The organism is Enterococcus sp. DIV1094, from assembly GCF_017316305.2.
GTDB classification, from domain to species: domain Bacteria; phylum Bacillota; class Bacilli; order Lactobacillales; family Enterococcaceae; genus Enterococcus_B; species Enterococcus_B mangumiae.
This window is the reverse complement of the sequence record NZ_CP147250.1, coordinates 1,012,605-1,030,423: the sequence shown is the minus strand read 5'-3', so window position 1 is coordinate 1,030,423 and position 17,819 is coordinate 1,012,605. Positions and strand designations below refer to the sequence as shown.

The following is a 17,819-nucleotide window of genomic DNA, read 5'->3' as shown; positions in this document are numbered from 1 at the left end:
GTGTAAGCAAGGAGTAGCTAGGCATTTCAAAGTGATTTCTAGAGGAGCTGCTACTTTCTTCGTTAGTCGAGGGTCGGAAAATAGAAAAAACTATTTTCCGACCCTGATTTTATACCGTAGATTTCAATGACTTTTTCATAATCTCTTTACTATTTACCGTATAAAAGGTAAAATTTGTGCTGAGTGGCTTTAAATTCCAACATTTATTGCTAAAGGGGCACTACCCCAAAACAGTCTGTTCAAATGCTGTATTTTCAGCTGTTTTGGGTGGCTCAAAGTCTAGTTTGAAAGAAGAGGAAGAAAATGACGAAAGTACGCGTACGTTATGCACCAAGTCCAACAGGGCACTTGCATATTGGAAATGCCCGAACTGCATTATTCAATTATTTATTTGCCCGTCACAATGATGGAGATTTCATTATCCGCATTGAGGACACTGACCAAAAACGAAATATTGAAGATGGCGAAAAAAGCCAATTAGAGAATCTTGCTTGGTTAGGGATGGAATGGGATGAATCACCTGAAAATCCAGGTGAATACGGTCCTTACCGTCAATCTGAAAGAAAAGAAATCTATCAACCATGGATCGATCAGCTGTTAGCAAGCAACCGTGCTTACAAATGCTATTGTTCAGAAGAGGAACTAGAAGCAGAACGTGAAGCGCAACGCGCACGCGGAGAAATGCCTCACTATGCTGGAACTTGTGCGAACTTGTCACCAGAAGAACAAGCGAAGAAAGAAGCAGAAGGCATTGTGCCAGTGATTCGTTTCCGCGTACCTCGTAATACGGAATATGCGTTCAACGACATGGTCAAAGGAGATATCACCTTTGAATCAGACAATATCGGTGGCGATTACGTCATCCAAAAACGTGATGGCATGCCAACATACAACTTCGCTGTAGCGGTGGATGATCACTTGATGAAGATCACTCATGTTTTACGTGGCGATGATCATATTGCAAATACACCGAAACAGTTGATGATCTATGAAGCATTTGGATGGACAGCACCAACGTTTGGCCACATGACTTTGATCATCAATTCTGAAACAGGTAAAAAGTTAAGTAAACGTGATGAATCGATCTTACAATTTATCGAACAATATCGTGAATTAGGTTATTTACCAGAAGCAATGTTCAATTTTATTGCGTTGTTAGGTTGGTCGCCTGTAGGAGAAGACGAGTTATTCAGTCAAGAAGAATTGATCAAGATGTTCGATCCACAACGTTTAAGCAAATCGCCCGCAGCATTTGATGCGAAAAAACTACAATGGATCAACAACCATTACATCAAAGAAATGGATCTAGACACATTGACAGAAATGTGTTTACCTTATTTGATCGCCGATGGACGTGTACCAGAGAATCCAGATGCACAAACACTTGAATGGGTGAAAAAGATCGTTCGTCTCTATCAACCACAAATGAGTTATGCAGAAGAAATCGTTGAAGTATCAACGTTATTCTTTAACGAACATCCTGAATTAGATGAAGCAGCCAAAGAAGTATTAGCAGGTGAAACTGTTCCGACTGTCTTGGAAGCTTTCAAAGAGCAATTGACACAAATGGACGTCGTTGATGGACCAACTGTCAAAGCAGCAATCAAAGCAGTTCAAAAAGAAACTGGGGTCAAAGGGAAAAATCTATTTATGCCGATCCGTGTGGCTGTTTCAGGACAAATGCATGGACCTGAACTACCAGAAACAATCGAATTGTTAGGAAGAGAAAAATCATTAGCACATTTAAATCAAGTATTGAATGAAACACGATGAACAGAATGAAGTAAAAAAAGAATCGTTTCAAGAGAGTCAACGGGTGGTGTAAGTTGGCAACTATTCTTTTTTGAAATGCCTCTGGGAGTGGTCTTGGCGAATCAGTAAGTGTTGACCAATAGTCAACAGTTGCAAGTAGCGAAGAACGAGTAGCAGACGTTACCTGCCAGAGATAATCACATGATTATGAAGAAAAGTGGAACCACGCCTCATAGCGTCTTTTAATAAGGAAACTTATTTAAAAGACGCTTTTTTTAGTATTGTATCTTTTGTTGTTCTTACATACCTTCAAAAAAGGAAAGGAGAGGAAGTCGATGGGATGGTTCAAACGAGCGGTCATTGCAGTGAAGAAAAATGATCCAGCAGCGCGTACCACAGCGGAAGTCATTTTGACTTACCCTGGGTTACATGCATTATTTTGGCATCGTTTCTCCCATTATTTATATCGCCATCGTCTCTATTTGATTGCCAAAATGAATGCCCAATTTTGGCGATTTATCACGGGAATCGAGATACATCCAGGAGCGAAGATCGGAAAGGGTGTATTCATTGATCATGGGATGGGGATCGTCATTGGAGAAACGGCAGAAATCGAAGATGATGTGATTTTGTTTCATGGCGTGACCCTAGGTGGTACTGGCAAGGAAACAGGGAAAAGACATCCGACGATCAAACAAGGCGCGATGTTATCCGCCAATGCCCAGATCTTAGGGCCGATCACGATCGGAAGAAATGCAAAAATCGGCGCAGGCGCAGTCGTATTAAAAGACATACCTGAAGAGGCAACAGCAGTTGGAGTACCAGCGAAAGTTGTCCGAATCAATGGGGAGAAAGTAAGGGGATCAGAATGATAAAAATCTATAATACATTAACAAGAGAAAAAGAGACATTTGTTCCTTTGAAAGAAGGCCAGGTCGCGATGTATGTTTGCGGACCCACAGTTTATAACTACATCCATATCGGGAATGCACGCAGTACGATCGCATTTGACACGATTCGACGTTATTTGGAATATCGTGGGTACCAAGTGAACTATGTCTCTAATTTTACAGATGTGGACGATAAAATCATCAAGGCTGCTAATCAGCTTGGAATCACCGCACCAGAAGTCGCTGATCGGTTTATCCATGCTTTTGAAGAAGATACAAAAGCATTGAATGTCCAACCAGCAACGCTTCATCCAAGAGTAATGGACCACATGGAAGACATTCGTGTGTTCATCCAAGCGTTGATCGACAAAGGATTTGCGTACGAATCAAATGGTGATGTGTATTACCGTACGAGAAAATTCACCGAGTATGGACAATTGAGTGATCAATCGATCGATGAGTTAGAGATCGGGGCAAGTCAGCGTACTGGCGCAGAACAACAACAAAAAGAAGATCCGTTAGATTTTGCCTTATGGAAAAAAGCAAAACCAGGAGAGATCTCATGGCCATCGCCATGGGGGGAAGGTCGTCCTGGCTGGCATATCGAATGTTCGGTGATGGCAACGAAACATCTAGGTGAAACCATTGACATCCATGGTGGTGGCCAAGACTTGGAGTTCCCTCATCACGAAAACGAAATCGCCCAAAGTGAAGCGAAAACAGGTAAAAAATTCGCGAACTATTGGATGCACAATGGCTATGTAACGATTGGTGAAGATGACCAAAAAATGAGTAAGTCTTTAGGAAACTTCATCACCGTCCATGAAATGATCCAAGAGGTTGATCCGCAAGTATTACGCTTCTTTATGGCAACGACCCAATATCGTCGTCCGATCCGCTACAGTGAAGCAACGATGAAAGAAGCTGCAACCAATTTACAACGATTGAAAAATACGTTTGATAATCTAAACTTCCGCTTTGAAAATGCAGTAGAAGACCACTCGGAAGATGAAAGACAGATGACTGAACTAGAACAATTAGAAGCCCGCTTCATCAAAGAAATGGACGATGATTTCAATGCAGCGAACGGAATCACGGTTGTCTATGAATTAGCAAAATGGATCAATACGTATTTGGAGCAACCGACAGTTTCCAAAACGATCCTATCAAAAAGTGAGGCACTATTTACCCAATGGCTGTCGATTTTTGGTATCTTATTTACGACAGCAGAAATGTTGGATGAAGAGATCGAGCAATTGATCGAAGAACGGACACAAGCTAGAAAAAACCGCGATTTCGCTCGTAGTGATGAAATTCGGGATCAATTAAAAGAGCAGGGGATCTTGTTAGATGACACACCACAAGGTACTCGTTGGAGAAGAGAAGCATGAGAGACCATACACAATTGAACGGCTTAGCGCTTGCTTATGTCGGAGATGCCATTTATGAGATTTATATTCGCGATTATTTGATTGAAAAAGGCGAAACAAAGCCCAATAAACTGCATCGAGCAGCGACGCATTATGTTTCAGCAAAGGCACAAGCCTTTTTGATCCAACAAATGTTACAAGAAAAGCTGTTAACAGAAGACGAAGAGTTGTACTATCGCAGAGGTAGAAATGCCAAAAGTCATACAAGTGCCAAAAATGCAGACATCACAACCTATCGTGTGGCAACGGGGTTTGAAGCCTTGATGGGCTACTTACATCTAACAAAACAAACGGAACGGATGGAAGAATTGATCACATGGTGCATTGAGAAAGTAGGTGAAACCCATGAGGAAAGAAAATAAAGAACGTAATTACCAAAAACGAAACAAAAAAGATTCTCCACGTTTTACCAAAGGCAATGACAAACGTAGTGGAAAAAAAGAAACAGCCTATGTCGGCCAAGAGGACACAACGAGTGAAGACAACTTTGTATTTGGTCATCATGCAACGATCGAAGCCTTACAACAAGGGCGAGGAAATAAATTGTTTCTTCAAGAAGATTCCCGCGGTGAAAAGGTCGAAGAATTAAAAACGATTGCCCGTGAACAAGCGGTACCAGTCAAATGGGTACCTAAACAAAAATTAGATCTACTTAGCGATCGCGGCGTTCACCAAGGCGTGGTATTAGCGATAACACCTTACGAATATTTGACATTGGATCAATTATTAGAACAAGCAAAAAACAAAACGCAGACACCATTTTTCTTGATTTTGGACAGTATCGAAGACCCACATAATTTTGGGTCGATTTTACGAACAGCAGATGCTAGTGGGGTAGATGGCGTCATCATTCCGAAACATCGTGCAGTCGGGATCACACCAATCGTGACAAAAACGTCAACAGGTGCCGTTGAATACGTGCCAGTCGCTCGTGTGACGAATTTAGTTCAAACCGTCCAGCAACTAAAAGAGCAGCAATTCTGGGTATTCGGCACGGATATGGAAGGGACCAATTTCCAATCATGGAATGCCAAAGGCGCGATTGCGTTAGTGATCGGTAATGAAGGCCGCGGCATGAGCGCAGGCTTGAAGAAAGAAATGGACGAGCTCTTGACGATCCCTATGGTTGGGCATGTCCAAAGCTTGAACGCAAGTGTGGCTGCCGGACTTCTGATGTATCAGGCTTTTTCTCAGCGACAGGGGGAATAAGGCATGAAGAAACAACTGCTGATCGTCGATGGCTATAACATGATTGGTTCTTGGCCAGAGTTAGTTACATTGAAAAATCAAGACAAAATGGCAGATGCCAGAGAAGCATTATTGCATCGTTTATCAAATTATGCAAAATATGAAGGGATCGAAGTCATCGTTGTTTTTGATGCGCAATTAGTTCCAGGTATCCAACAAAACTATCGGAAATATCAGTTAGAAGTCGTTTTTACAAAAGAAGATGAGACGGCAGATACGTATATCGAGCGCATTGCTGGGGAGCTGAATACTCGGTTGACACAAGTAACAGTAGCAACGAGTGATTTAGCAGAACAATGGGTGATCTTCTCACAAGGAGCTTTGCGGACCTCAGCGTATGAATTATATAAAACAATTAAAAAAACAGAAAAAAATATTACCCAAGATAATATAAATATGCGTTTTATCGATTTTCGACGAAATTCTCCTTGGAATGAAGAACAATTAGAAAAATTGTCCCAAAAATTGGACGATTTAATGAGAAAAGAAAAATAACAGCTAGATACGATTAGTTATTCAATGAATTGATGGTAAGATTCCTCCATAATCGAAAGTTATGGAGGAATTATTTTATGTCCGAGGAGTTATTGTGCGCCGCCCGTAATGGAGATGAAGAGGCTTTTGCCCTACTGTATCAAAAATATTTCCCGTTATTGTTACGGTTGAAGAATATTTATTATTTAAGAAATTATGTCAGTGAAGATTGGGAACAAGAAGCAAGGATCGCACTATATCAAGCACTCAAAACGTACGAAAACAATAAAGGGGTTAGTTTTGGGAGCTATTACAAAAGCATTATCAGTAATCAAATCTACTCTTTACTACGAAAACAAAATGCACTAAAACGCCGAGACCAAAAGAATGAAATATCCATTGAACAAAAAATAGCTACAGAAGGACCGGATTTCTTAGCTGAGATCACGATCCAAGAGCCTGTGGCAATGCAACAATTACTATTAAAAGAAGCTTTCGAAGAGTGCGACATCAAATTCTCATCAAAAGAGGCAAAAATTTTTCAACAGTATATGCAAGGAAATGATTTTACTGAGATGGAAAGAGAACTAGCAATGGATCTAAAACAAATAAAAAGCGCTTACGGAAGAGTGAAATACAAGATAAAAAAACATTTGAAAGATTATAATGAGTGATTTTTTATAGCATTACTAATGTTTTTCTTACTTATTTCTATTGCATTTCTTTTTTTATTATGGTAAACTTGAAAAATTTTGCTATATGTGGTATGATAGATATTGAGGTGAATTGTATGCCACTAACTTTAGCTACAATCAAAAAAGATTTAGAAGGTCGTATCGGCAGCCAAATCATGTTGGTTGCACAGACTGGAAGAAAGCGTCAAACGGAACGCCGAGGCGTTTTAACAGAAACCTATCCTTCAGTATTTGTCGTAGACTTAGATCCTGAAGAAAATTCTTTTGAACGAGTATCTTACAGTTATTCGGATGTACTTACTCGAACAGTTGAGATCGAATTTTTAACTGAAGCAGTTTAAAAAGCAGGCGGACCTAGATTATATATGAGGTTCGTTTGCTTTTTTGTGTATAACTAGTTATGCTATTAGCAAGAAAGAATGGAGGTCCTGGGGATGGAGCATTATGTAAAAAAATTTGCAGAATTAACGACAGCAGAATTTTATGCAATCGTGAAAGAACGCATCGCTGTATTTGTTGTTGAACAAAATTGTCCTTACCAAGAAGTCGATGAGATCGATGAAATCGCATGGCATACTTATTTTAAAGATGAAGAAGGTACGATTTTAGCGTATACACGTATTTATGTAGAAGATGATGCTGTTCATTTTGGACGAGTATTGGTGAACCAAGCGCATCGAAAATCCGGTTTAGGGCAAAAGATCGTACAGCACACATTAGCTGCAATTGAAGCGAATGCACCTGGACGTCCAATCGTGATCGGGGCGCAAGAGTACTTACAATCATTTTATGAATCGTTTGGCTTCGAGGCTATCTCAGAAGTGTACTTAGAAGACGGGATCCCACATTTAGATATGCGAAAACAACCATAAAAAAACAGAAGGAGATCCTTCTGTTTTTTTATATCACGCTTCCTTATCTGTATTCTCAATCGTTGCTTGAGCAGTTGGGCGTGCATTGTTTTCAGCTGTTTGTTGTGCTAATAGATCGCGGATATCACTAAGATAATCTTCCGCAGTTGGTTTATCTTCCACGACTTCTTCTTCTTTTGGTCGTAAGTTTTTCGCATGATTGGCTGCTTTGACAACTAGGAATAGAACAAAACCAGTAATGACAAATGTAATAATTGCACTAATAACATTCCCAAAAGCAAAAGTAACTCCTTTAGCAGGGGACCAATCAAGAACAGACAATGCGCCATCTAAGTCAGAGGTACCTGTGATCATAGCCACGACCCAACCAACTAATGGAGTGATCACGCCTTGAACGATTTGATTCACGATCCCAGTAAAGGCACTACCAATCACCACACCAACGGCTAAGTCTAATACGTCGCCACGCATGATAAATTCTTTAAATTCTTTGATCATTGTTTTTCTCCTTTCTTGTTAATCCTAGTATATCGAAGAATAAAAAAATGTAAAAACAACACGCTTAATAATATCCCCATACGTTCGTTCAATGACTTGTATGCTATACTAGAAAGTGACTCTTGAAAAAAAATCGGACAAAAAAAGCGAGCTCGTATGTCGATGAAACAACAGTGATCATCGCTGAGAGACCAAGGATCATGACAAAAAGGAGTAGTTATTTATGACATATCAATTGACAGAAGGTGTGAACCTTCATGTGCTTCCAACCAAACAATTTAAAACGATCCGTATTTTTGTACGGTTCACTACAGCTTTAGAAAAAGAGATCGTTACCAAGCGCTCCCTATTGAGTAGCTTATTAGAAACGAATAGTTTGAACTATCCAGACCAAACACGATTAAGTGCGAAATTAGCTGATTTGTATGGTGCCGGCTTCGGTTTTTCTGTACGAAAAAAAGGAAACTTACACTGGATGAATGCGGGAATCAGTTTCGTTAATGGCGCATATGTCAACGATGACACGATCCTAACAGATGCCGTCTCTTTTTTAAAAGAAGTGTTGTTCTTTCCTAATATCAAAGAGCAAGCATTTGACCAAGCAACGTTTGATTTAGAGAAAAATAATTTAAAGCAATACTTGGAAAGTTTGAATGAAGACAAGCAAACAATGGCTTCGTTAGCCTTACAAGAATTATACTTTGAACAATCAGACGCACAAAAAATCCCAAGTATGGGTTCTGTAGAGGAACTAGAAAAAATCACTTCCGGTTCTTTAGCAGCATACTATGCTCAGATGATCGAGGAAGATCAAGTGGATATCTTTGTCGTAGGTGATATCGAAGAAACGCTGGCAATCGATGCGTTAAAAGAGCTTCCTTTTACTGCACGAAAAGTAGTACGACCTGAAATCTTTTATGAGCAAACACAAGACAATGTGATCAAGGAACGACAAATCCAAGAACCAGTTGTGCAAGCAAAACTGAATCTAGCCTATCAAACCAATGTTTACTATGATCAGCCGGAACGCTTTTCATTGATGGTGTTCAATGGTTTATTCGGAGGTTTCCCGCATTCGAAATTGTTTATGAATGTGCGAGAAAAAGAAAGTTTAGCGTATTACGCATCTAGTAACGTTGATACTTTCCGTGGGTTACTGACTGTGCAAACAGGGATTGAGACAAAGAATCGCAATCAAGTATTGCACTTGATCCATGAACAACTGGCAAGTTTGCGCAATGGTGAAATCACTGAATTAGAGCTTGACCAAACGAAAGCCATGTTACGTAACCACTATCTATTATCGTTAGATTCTCCGCAAGCGGCGATTGAATCGGCCTATTTAGCGCATTGGCTTCCTGATACCGAACTAACAGATGAAGAATGGTTAGCACGTATGGAGCGTGTGACGATCAAGGACATCCAAGAAGTCGCAAACCAAATTGAATTACAAGCAATTTTCTTTTTAGCTGGAGGTGAAGAGAATGCATAAAGCCGAATATGAGCAAATCAATGAAACACTCTATCACGAGGTCTTACCGAATGGTTTGACGGTCTATCTGTTGCCAAAAAATGATTATCACAAAACATACGGTCTATTCAGTACGAACTACGGATCGATCGATAATGAATTTATTCCTTATGGTGCAACTGAAAAAGTAAAGGTCCCTGATGGCATCGCACATTTTTTAGAACATAAATTATTTGAAAAAGAAGAAGGCGATGTTTTTCAGTTGTTCGGTCAACAAGGGGCATCAGCGAATGCGTTCACGAGCTTCACGAAAACAAGCTATTTGTTCTCAACGACAGACCAAGTAGAAAAGAATCTGTTGACGCTGCTTGATTTTGTTCAAGCGCCTTATTTTACTGAAGAAACAGTGAACAAAGAAAAAGGGATCATTGGTCAAGAGATCCAAATGTACGAAGATGATCCGAACTGGCGGTTATTCTTCGGTATTTTAAATAATTTATACCCGAACCATCCCTTGCACATCGATATCGCAGGAACCGTGGAAAGTATCGGTGACATCACAGCAGAAGATTTATATACGTGCTATCAAACCTTTTATCAACCAAGCAATATGGTACTATTTGTCGTCGGCAATCTGGAGCCAGAACAACTGATGGAACAGATCCGCCGCAATCAAGCGGCGAAAGAATTTCCGCCAGCCCAAAAAATCGAACGCTTCTTTCCTGAAAATAGTGCGGATATTCTGCCAATGAGTACATTAGAAGCAGCCATCACACGCGAGAAGTTCGTTTTAGGGATCAAAGGAATCGATGATTTACCTGAAAACGGCAGAGAACTGCTAAGATACAAAACAGCGATTCGTTTGTTACTACAATTACTTTTAGGACCAACTTCACAAAACTATTTGACGCTCTACAACGAAGGGATCATTGATGACAGTTTTGGCTTTGAATTTAGTTTAGATCGTGAATTCCATTTTGCTGACTTCAGTGGCGATTCGGATCAACCTGAGCTGGCAGTTGAAAAAATAAAAGAGATCCTTTTGAACTTTGAACAGGATGAAGGCATTACAGAAGAAAACTTGAAATTATTGAAAAAGAAAATGTTGGGTCAGTATTTCCAATCATTGAATTCGATCGAGTACATTGCCAATCAATTTACCCAAAGTCTATTCGGTGACCAAACATTGTTCGATCTGCCAGAAATCATTGAATCGATCCAAATGACGGACCTCCTTCAGGTCGGACGCTCATTTATCAATGAAGAAGTGCTTAGCGAATTTTATATGCAACCAAAAAAGTAAAACAGTAATAAATTCCGGTTCTCTTGGACATCGTCGCTGATTTGTCATGCCGTTCGTAAGAATAAAAGAAAGTTTTAAATTTCAGTTTAAAACAGATGAAATGTTATCCAAAGTAAGTTCGCTTTGTGGTATTCTTAAGTAGATTGAGCGCAAGATTGATCAATATAGAGGTAACACTATCCATTGAGCATGAAAAAAGCAAAAATTCAATGAGAAGCAGTCAGAAAATGGTCGATCTTCAACAGAGAGACAACCTCCTGACTAGAATACACAGACTGGAGAAGATGAACGAGTGGCTTTTGAAACCATCGGGGAAAAATTACGGCAAGCCCGTTTAAACAAAAAAATATCTTTAGATGAATTACAACAAATGACGAAAATTCAAAAACGTTACTTGGAATCGATCGATCAAAACGACTTTGATCAACTACCAGGTAAATTTTATGTTCGTGCATTTATTCGCCAATATGCAGAAGCGGTTGGTGAAGATGGGGATTATTTAGTGGATGTTTTTGATGGGAAAAAATCTTTTGCAGATGAAACCATCCAAAAACGACCAGAACCAGAAACTGTGAGTGGCTCAAGAAAAGCCATGCATGAAGAAGAAAAGAACCTGACGAAATTTTGGACAAGTCTGCCAGTGATTTTATTGGGACTAGTGGCTGTAGCGATCATCACAGTGGTCGCATATATGTCATGGCAAGATCGTCAAACTGAACCAATCATTGGTGGAACAGCTTCAACGGTATCTGTCGTTGGTTCGATCACAGAAGAGGAAACCGAGACAAGTGAATCGACGGTTGAATCAACAGTGGAATCGACCACAGAATCAACAGAAGAAGAGAAAAAAATGACCATCACGCCTGGTCAAGATACAGGAAGCGCGATTTCGATCGAGGTAAAGGATGCGAAAAAACCGATCACGTTGGAATTCACAGCGAATGAGCGTGTCTGGATCGGTGTCCAATTGAACAATACGTTTGACTATCACTACCAAGAAACCTTGGTTGCCAATGATATAAAAACAACTGAGCTTCCAGAAAATACAACAAATGCAATGATCACACTTGGTGCAGCGAGTAACGCGACGGTCAAATTAAATGGCGAAGAACTTCCGATCAACGCAGGACCAAATAATACGAGCCTTAAGAATATCTCGCTTTCCTTGCAGTATGCAGAGTAACCAGTTTAAGAATCAATTATGTAAAAGAGAGCCGGAATCTCGCCCTTGGCTCTCTTTTATTGTTTGAGTGTTAGTGAATAAAGTGAGGAAAAGTTTGTTTAGCAATTGAGAGACTATTGGTGGAAACTTTTGCTGGACTGACGTAAAATAGGAAAGAAAGGAGTCGTTCTTGTGAATTTACCAAATCAATTAACTGTACTTAGAATCTGCATGATTCCAGTGTTTATTTTAGTCGTCGGCCTTCCGTTAGATTGGGGGCAATTAACGGTGGGAACAACGTCACTAGCTATCACACAATTAGTAGGTGCAATCATTTTTGCGTTAGCAAGTGTGACGGATTGGCTCGATGGGAAAATTGCTCGTTCACGCGGGCTAGTCACTAACTTCGGAAAATTTGCTGATCCATTAGCAGACAAAATGTTGGTCATGACAGCTTTCATCATGTTAGTCGGTCAAGGCAAAGCACCAGCTTGGGTGATCGCGATCATCGTTTGCCGTGAGTTAGCTGTAACAGGCTTACGATTATTGCTTGTTGAAGATGGGGAAGTTATGGCAGCTGCTTGGCCTGGAAAAGTAAAAACAGCTACTCAAATGATTGCGATCATTTTATTATTTATCAACAATATCCCATTCAACTTGATCAATGTACCTCTTGATCAAATCATGCTATATGCTTGTCTGATTTTTACGATCTATTCAGGTGTCGATTACTTCATCAAAAATCGTGGCGTGTTCAAAGGGTCAATGTAAAATCATATAATCACTTAGTTATTATCAGAAACAGACCGGTTGTTCCGGTCTGTTTTTTTTTTGAAAAAAGACGAGACAATAAGAAAAAAATGAGCAAGGAGAAATGATTCTATCATCAAATAGCGTATACTATTGAGTAGAGACAATTAGTCAATAAAGACTGTTTTACAGATAAATAGGGGTGGTGCAGAACCAACCCAACTAAAGGAAGCGATCGAACATGAAATCTGAAATCATAGCAGTAGGAACAGAATTACTCCTGGGACAAGTCGTGAATACGAATGCGACATTTTTATCCGAACAACTCGCGGATCTAGGGATCGACGTCTATTATCATACCGTTGTCGGGGATAATCCCACTCGTTTGAATGATTTACTCCAACTAGCTGAATCAAGAAGCGAGCTGATCATTTTATGTGGTGGATTAGGACCAACAGAAGATGACTTGACCAAAGAAGTTGTCGCACAACACCTTGGTAGAGAACTGATCCAAAATACAGAAGGATATAAGAAATTACTGGCATTTTTCGAAACCAGAAAAAGAAAAATGACAGAGAATAACTTACAGCAATCACAAATCATTGAAGGTGGCACCCCATTACCAAATCGAACGGGTCTAGCTTTAGGCACGTTTTACCAAACAGAAAAAAATGCGTATCTTTTACTACCTGGTCCACCGAGTGAACTGAAGCCGATGTTTATGGAACAAGTGCGTCCACTGTTAGAACAACACTTTCCTTCAGAAGAAAAGCTGATCTCAAAAGTATTGCGCTTTTATGGAATCGGTGAATCACAATTAGTGACAGATCTAAAAGACTTGATCGCTACACAAATCAATCCTACGATTGCCCCTTATGCGAAGCCAAATGAAGTCACGTTGCGATTGACCGTCAAAACGTCAGACGTCCACGCGGGGAATCAAGCATTGCACGCATTGGAAGAAAAGATCCAAGCGCGCGTCGGTGAATACTTTTATGGATATGGCGATGATTATTCTTTACCGCAAGCAGTCGTCGATTTACTAAAAGAGCAAGGAAAAACAGTGACGGTTGCTGAGAGTTTGACAGCTGGGGCCTTTCAATCAGCACTAGGCGCGATCCCAGGGGTCTCACAAGTCTTTTCAGGTGGATTTGTGACTTACTCAGCAGACACGAAAGCAAAGCTCTTAGGCATCGATCCAGGCCTATTAGAACAGTTTGGCACAGTCAGCCAAGAGTGCGCGGAACAAATGGCGCTACGTGCCCGACAACTCGTCGGTGCAGACTATGCAGTAGCATTAACTGGTGTGGCAGGACCAGATACATTAGAAGGACATCCTGCTGGCACAGTTTGGCTTGCAGTGGCCTCAAACGAAGGGGTGGAAGCGAAGGAATATCACTTTACAAAAGACCGTTCGGCAATCAGAAATAGTGCAATGATGCAAGGATTTGATCTGCTAAGGAAGCAACTATTAAGAAAAAAATAAATGCGAATATTTGTTCGGTTTTTGCTTGCTTTTTGTAAATAAAAAAGATATTATAAACGTAATGAAATGTTACTTTGAGTCGTAAAAATAAGGAGGATTATCGTATTGGCAGATGATCGTAAAGCAGCCTTAGATGCTGCATTGAAAAAAATTGAAAAGAACTATGGGAAAGGCTCAATCATGAAATTGGGCGAAAAGATCGACCAACAAATTTCGACGATCCCTAGTGGTTCGCTTGCATTAGATGTCGCTTTAGGGATAGGTGGCTATCCTCGTGGCCGGATCATTGAAGTCTATGGCCCAGAAAGTTCAGGTAAAACAACAGTTGCACTTCATGCAATCGCTGAAGTACAAAAAAATGGTGGTACTGCAGCATTTATCGATGCGGAGCATGCCTTAGATCCACAATATGCCCAAAAATTAGGGGTAAATATCGATGAATTACTCCTTTCTCAACCGGATACTGGTGAACAAGGATTAGAGATCGCTGATGCCTTGGTATCAAGTGGTGCAGTAGATATCGTTGTTGTCGACTCAGTAGCAGCTTTAGTACCACGTGCAGAGATCGATGGTGAAATGGGTGATTCACACGTAGGGTTACAAGCTCGTTTGATGTCTCAAGCCTTACGTAAACTATCAGGATCGATCAACAAAACAAAAACGATCGCAATCTTCATCAACCAAATTCGTGAAAAAGTTGGTGTGATGTTCGGTAATCCAGAAATCACTCCAGGGGGACGTGCGTTGAAGTTCTACGCGACGATCCGTTTAGAAGTACGTCGTGCTGAACAATTGAAACAAGGGACAGATATTGTCGGTAACCGTACAAAAATCAAAGTCGTTAAAAATAAAGTAGCTCCACCATTCAAAATCGCTGAAGTAGATGTGATGTACGGTTTAGGTATCTCACAAGAAGGCGAACTATTGGATATGGCTGTTGAAAAAGATATCGTCGACAAGAGTGGCGCATGGTATTCTTATAAAGAAGATCGTATCGGCCAAGGTCGTGAGAATGCGAAGATCTACATGGCTAACCATCCAGAAATGATGGCTGAAGTATCTGCATTAGTGCGTGCAGCTTACGGAATCGGCGAACCGATCGAAGTACCAGAAGAAACACAAGAAGAATTACCTTTAGATGAATAAAGAAGTAAGCAGACATCCGGTAGTGGAATAACTACCGGATGTTTTTTTATTTTTGTCTAAAACAAGAGCAAAGAGAACGATTGTTTTTATGTTTAAAACCACCCTTTTACGAAAATTAAGGAAGCCGTTTCTTTCGCATTTAAAGTTGACACTACTGGAAACAAACATTAGAATAAACTTGTGCATGTTTTTGTGCGCATATGCAACAGCATATTTATAGTTTAGATTAATTTATCATAGAAATTGGTAGATGATAAAAATGGAAAAGATAGTATGGAGGTGGATTTTATGGGACTCAACATTCTCCTCGCTATCATCGGTTTAATTGTCGGTCTTGGTTTAGGGTTTATGGTTGCGAAGTCACGTCATGAAAAAGAGATCGCTGGTGCCAAAACATCAGCTGCAAGTATTCTTGAAGGTGCGAAAAAAGAAGCAGAAACTCTAAAAAAAGAAGCATTGTTGGAAGCTAAGGAAGAAAATCAGAAATATCGTTCTGAAGTTGAAAGTGAGCTGAGAGAAAGTAAATTAGAACTGAAATCTCAAGAAAATCGATTGATCCAACGCGAACAAACGTTAGATCGTAAAGATGACTCGTTAGAAAAACGAGAAAACTCACTTGAAAGTAAAGAAGAGGCACTTAGTTCAAAACAGCAATTAATTGAAGAGCGAGAAAAAGACGTTGAAAAATTGATTGAAGATCAACAAAAAGAATTAGAAAAAATTGCTGGTTTATCGAAAGAAGATGCAAGAGAAGTAATCATGAAGTCAACTGAAGAAGAGTTGAATCATGAGTTGACCTTGATGGTAAAAGAATCAGAACAACGTGCAAAAGAAGAAGCAGATCGCAAAGCGAAAAACTTGCTATCATTGGCTATCCAACGTTGTGCAGCAGATCAGGTTTCTGAGACGACAGTGTCAGTCGTGACATTACCAAATGACGAAATGAAAGGTCGTATCATCGGACGTGAGGGACGAAACATCCGAACACTTGAAACACTTACAGGAATCGACTTGATCATTGATGATACACCAGAAGCAGTCGTGCTTTCAGGATTCGATCCAATTCGTCGAGAAATCGCACGGATGACATTAGAAAAACTGATTCAAGATGGCCGGATCCATCCAGCGCGTATTGAAGAAATGGTTGAAAAATCACGTAAAGAAATGGACGAACGCATTCGTGAGTATGGAGAAGAAGCAGCCTTTGAAGTCGGCGCACATACCCTTCATCCAGACTTGATCAAAATCATGGGACGTTTGCATTTCCGAACAAGTTATGGTCAAAACGTGTTGAAACACTCGGTCGAAGTAGCAAAATTATCAGGAATCTTAGCAGCAGAATTAGGCGAAGATATCCAACTAGCCAAACGTGCAGGATTGCTTCATGATATCGGGAAAGCATTAGACCACGAAATCGAAGGTTCACACGTTGAGATCGGCGCAGAATTAGCAGCGAAATACAAAGAGAATCCAGTCGTGATCAATGCAATCGCTTCTCACCATGGCGATGTGGAAGCAACTTCTGTTATTTCTGTGTTAGTGGCTGCTGCAGACGCATTATCAGCGGCTCGTCCAGGCGCAAGAAGCGAATCATTAGAAAACTACATCCGTCGTTTGAGAAGTCTAGAGACGATCTCAAACAGCTTTGCAGGTGTTGAATCAAGTTTTGCTGTCCAAGCCGGTCGTGAAGTACGCGTCATGGTCAAACCAGAAGAAATCTCTGATTTAGATGCCGTGCGCTTAGTACGCGATATCCGTAAACGAATCGAAGATGACCTAGATTACCCAGGTCATATCAAAGTGATCGTGATACGTGAAACTCGTGCAACCGATTATGCGAAATAAAAAAAATAGTTAAAAATAGGGTGACCTGACAGATTAATCTGTCAGGTCATTTTTTTACGGATTTTAGTTTATACCAGACATTGCCAACGATTATGACGTTAAAATGCTCTTTCAGGACTGATATAAAAATAGATCGCCACTTAACGCTATACTGATAATTGGAATAAATACAATATCAGGAGTTAAAGAATCCCAATGATGAAAATAAAACAATTTGCTGACGATCATCCTTATCTAATCGTCATTTATTCAGGCTTATTTGGAAGTGCTTTCTGGATTACTGTTGAATATATCGTAAATCGTGATTTTAGACCTAGTGGTATTTATAGTTTTATATTTTATAATGTAATCGGATTGTCAGTAGCTAAATTTAAATCAAAAAAATAAACAAGTTAAAACAGAATAATAAGAAAAGATTTGATGTATAAGTCAAAAAAGCGACAGAAAGGGGGCATTTCTGTCGCTTTTTCGTGTGAAAGATTTACCTAAATGAAGCCCTTTTTGTCTAGGTAAAAAAATACTTTTATTCGATAAGAACATATGAAAATCATTCTTCTAGTCTATTTGATGGATGAGTACACGCATTCGGAAAAAAATATGGAAAGATGTGATGCACTAGTTATCCGACAAACGTGTGCAAAAACAGGTGATTTATTTTTGAGTGTTCAATGCCATCTATTTGACCATTTTTTTCTAAAATACTTGAATAAAAGGCACATAAATTTTTAATCGCCTTGTATGATGAAAGTGAAGGGGAGAATCGATTTAGAAAAAAAGCAAGTAGAACGAGTAAAATG

At 39.9% G+C, this 17,819-nt stretch carries 18 protein-coding genes and 1 other annotated feature; of the genes, 17 read left to right on the top strand and 1 reads right to left on the bottom strand.

Going from position 1 to position 17,819, the window contains the following annotated elements; genetic code table 11:
- Window positions 1–303: 303 nt before the first annotated feature.
- From gltX to DOK79_RS04895, 9 genes are all read left to right on the top strand, one after another.
- Window positions 304–1,773 carry a glutamate--tRNA ligase gene (gene gltX, locus DOK79_RS04935; protein WP_206853141.1) on the top strand — a complete coding sequence of 490 codons (1,470 nt, stop codon included), beginning with the start codon at window positions 304–306 and terminating at the stop codon, window positions 1,771–1,773.
- Window positions 1,761–1,998, top strand: a binding site (T-box leader). (Overlaps the previous gene by 13 nt.)
- Window positions 1,999–2,087: 89 nt before the next feature.
- A complete protein-coding gene (gene epsC / locus DOK79_RS04930) occupies window positions 2,088–2,624 on the top strand; it encodes a serine O-acetyltransferase EpsC (protein WP_206853143.1) in 537 nt (178 codons plus the stop codon).
- On the top strand, window positions 2,621–4,033 hold the full coding sequence (gene cysS / locus DOK79_RS04925) for a cysteine--tRNA ligase (RefSeq protein ID WP_206853145.1): 1,413 nt from the start codon (window positions 2,621–2,623) through the stop codon (window positions 4,031–4,033). The genes epsC and cysS overlap by 4 nt, the downstream gene beginning before the upstream one ends.
- Window positions 4,030–4,434: a Mini-ribonuclease 3 gene (locus tag DOK79_RS04920; protein ID WP_206853147.1), complete on the top strand. Its 405-nt coding sequence runs from the start codon at window positions 4,030–4,032 to the stop codon at window positions 4,432–4,434. Before cysS ends, DOK79_RS04920 begins: the two co-directional genes overlap by 4 nt.
- Window positions 4,418–5,281, top strand: coding sequence for a 23S rRNA (guanosine(2251)-2'-O)-methyltransferase RlmB (rlmB, locus tag DOK79_RS04915; RefSeq protein ID WP_206853149.1), 864 nt, complete (start codon window positions 4,418–4,420; stop codon window positions 5,279–5,281). The genes DOK79_RS04920 and rlmB overlap by 17 nt, the downstream gene beginning before the upstream one ends.
- Before the next feature lie 3 nt (window positions 5,282–5,284).
- Window positions 5,285–5,815, top strand: coding sequence for an NYN domain-containing protein (locus DOK79_RS04910; protein WP_206853151.1), 531 nt, complete (start codon window positions 5,285–5,287; stop codon window positions 5,813–5,815).
- 77 nt (window positions 5,816–5,892) lie between these two features.
- Window positions 5,893–6,468: a sigma-70 family RNA polymerase sigma factor gene (locus tag DOK79_RS04905; RefSeq protein WP_206853153.1), complete on the top strand. Its 576-nt coding sequence runs from the start codon at window positions 5,893–5,895 to the stop codon at window positions 6,466–6,468.
- Window positions 6,469–6,584: 116 nt separating this feature from the next.
- Window positions 6,585–6,830, top strand: a complete 246-nt coding sequence (locus DOK79_RS04900; RefSeq protein WP_010734068.1) for a Veg family protein — start codon at window positions 6,585–6,587, stop codon at window positions 6,828–6,830.
- 93 nt (window positions 6,831–6,923) lie between these two features.
- Window positions 6,924–7,361, top strand: coding sequence for a GNAT family N-acetyltransferase (locus DOK79_RS04895; protein ID WP_206853156.1), 438 nt, complete (start codon window positions 6,924–6,926; stop codon window positions 7,359–7,361).
- Between the two features lie 33 nt (window positions 7,362–7,394).
- Here the strand turns inward: DOK79_RS04895 and mscL are convergent, their stop codons facing one another.
- Window positions 7,395–7,859, bottom strand: coding sequence for a large conductance mechanosensitive channel protein MscL (gene mscL, locus DOK79_RS04890; RefSeq protein WP_206853158.1), 465 nt, complete (start codon window positions 7,857–7,859; stop codon window positions 7,395–7,397).
- A gap of 223 nt (window positions 7,860–8,082) precedes the next feature.
- Between mscL and yfmF the strand changes: the two genes are divergently transcribed.
- The 8 genes from yfmF to DOK79_RS04850 all read left to right on the top strand — a co-directional run bounded on the left by yfmF (window position 8,083) and on the right by DOK79_RS04850 (window position 17,409).
- On the top strand, window positions 8,083–9,351 hold the full coding sequence (gene yfmF / locus DOK79_RS04885; protein ID WP_206853160.1) for an EF-P 5-aminopentanol modification-associated protein YfmF: 1,269 nt from the start codon (window positions 8,083–8,085) through the stop codon (window positions 9,349–9,351).
- On the top strand, window positions 9,344–10,633 hold the full coding sequence (gene yfmH, locus DOK79_RS04880) for an EF-P 5-aminopentanol modification-associated protein YfmH (protein WP_206853162.1): 1,290 nt from the start codon (window positions 9,344–9,346) through the stop codon (window positions 10,631–10,633). The genes yfmF and yfmH overlap by 8 nt, the downstream gene beginning before the upstream one ends.
- Before the next feature lie 292 nt (window positions 10,634–10,925).
- Window positions 10,926–11,816, top strand: a complete 891-nt coding sequence (locus DOK79_RS04875; RefSeq protein ID WP_206853164.1) for a helix-turn-helix domain-containing protein — start codon at window positions 10,926–10,928, stop codon at window positions 11,814–11,816.
- A gap of 171 nt (window positions 11,817–11,987) precedes the next feature.
- The gene (gene pgsA / locus DOK79_RS04870) at window positions 11,988–12,566 is read left to right on the top strand and encodes a CDP-diacylglycerol--glycerol-3-phosphate 3-phosphatidyltransferase (RefSeq protein WP_019723896.1); all 579 of its coding nucleotides are present in this window, start codon (window positions 11,988–11,990) and stop codon (window positions 12,564–12,566) included.
- 220 nt (window positions 12,567–12,786) lie between these two features.
- Window positions 12,787–14,031, top strand: coding sequence for a competence/damage-inducible protein A (locus tag DOK79_RS04865; protein WP_206853166.1), 1,245 nt, complete (start codon window positions 12,787–12,789; stop codon window positions 14,029–14,031).
- A gap of 105 nt (window positions 14,032–14,136) precedes the next feature.
- Complete coding sequence (gene recA / locus DOK79_RS04860) at window positions 14,137–15,177, top strand: recombinase RecA (protein WP_206853168.1); 1,041 nt, start codon at window positions 14,137–14,139, stop codon at window positions 15,175–15,177.
- Window positions 15,178–15,465: 288 nt separating this feature from the next.
- Window positions 15,466–17,022, top strand: a complete 1,557-nt coding sequence (rny, locus tag DOK79_RS04855) for a ribonuclease Y (RefSeq protein WP_206853170.1) — start codon at window positions 15,466–15,468, stop codon at window positions 17,020–17,022.
- A 195-nt stretch (window positions 17,023–17,217) separates the two neighbouring features.
- Window positions 17,218–17,409: a hypothetical protein gene (locus tag DOK79_RS04850; RefSeq protein ID WP_206853172.1), complete on the top strand. Its 192-nt coding sequence runs from the start codon at window positions 17,218–17,220 to the stop codon at window positions 17,407–17,409.
- Window positions 17,410–17,819 lie beyond the last annotated feature (410 nt).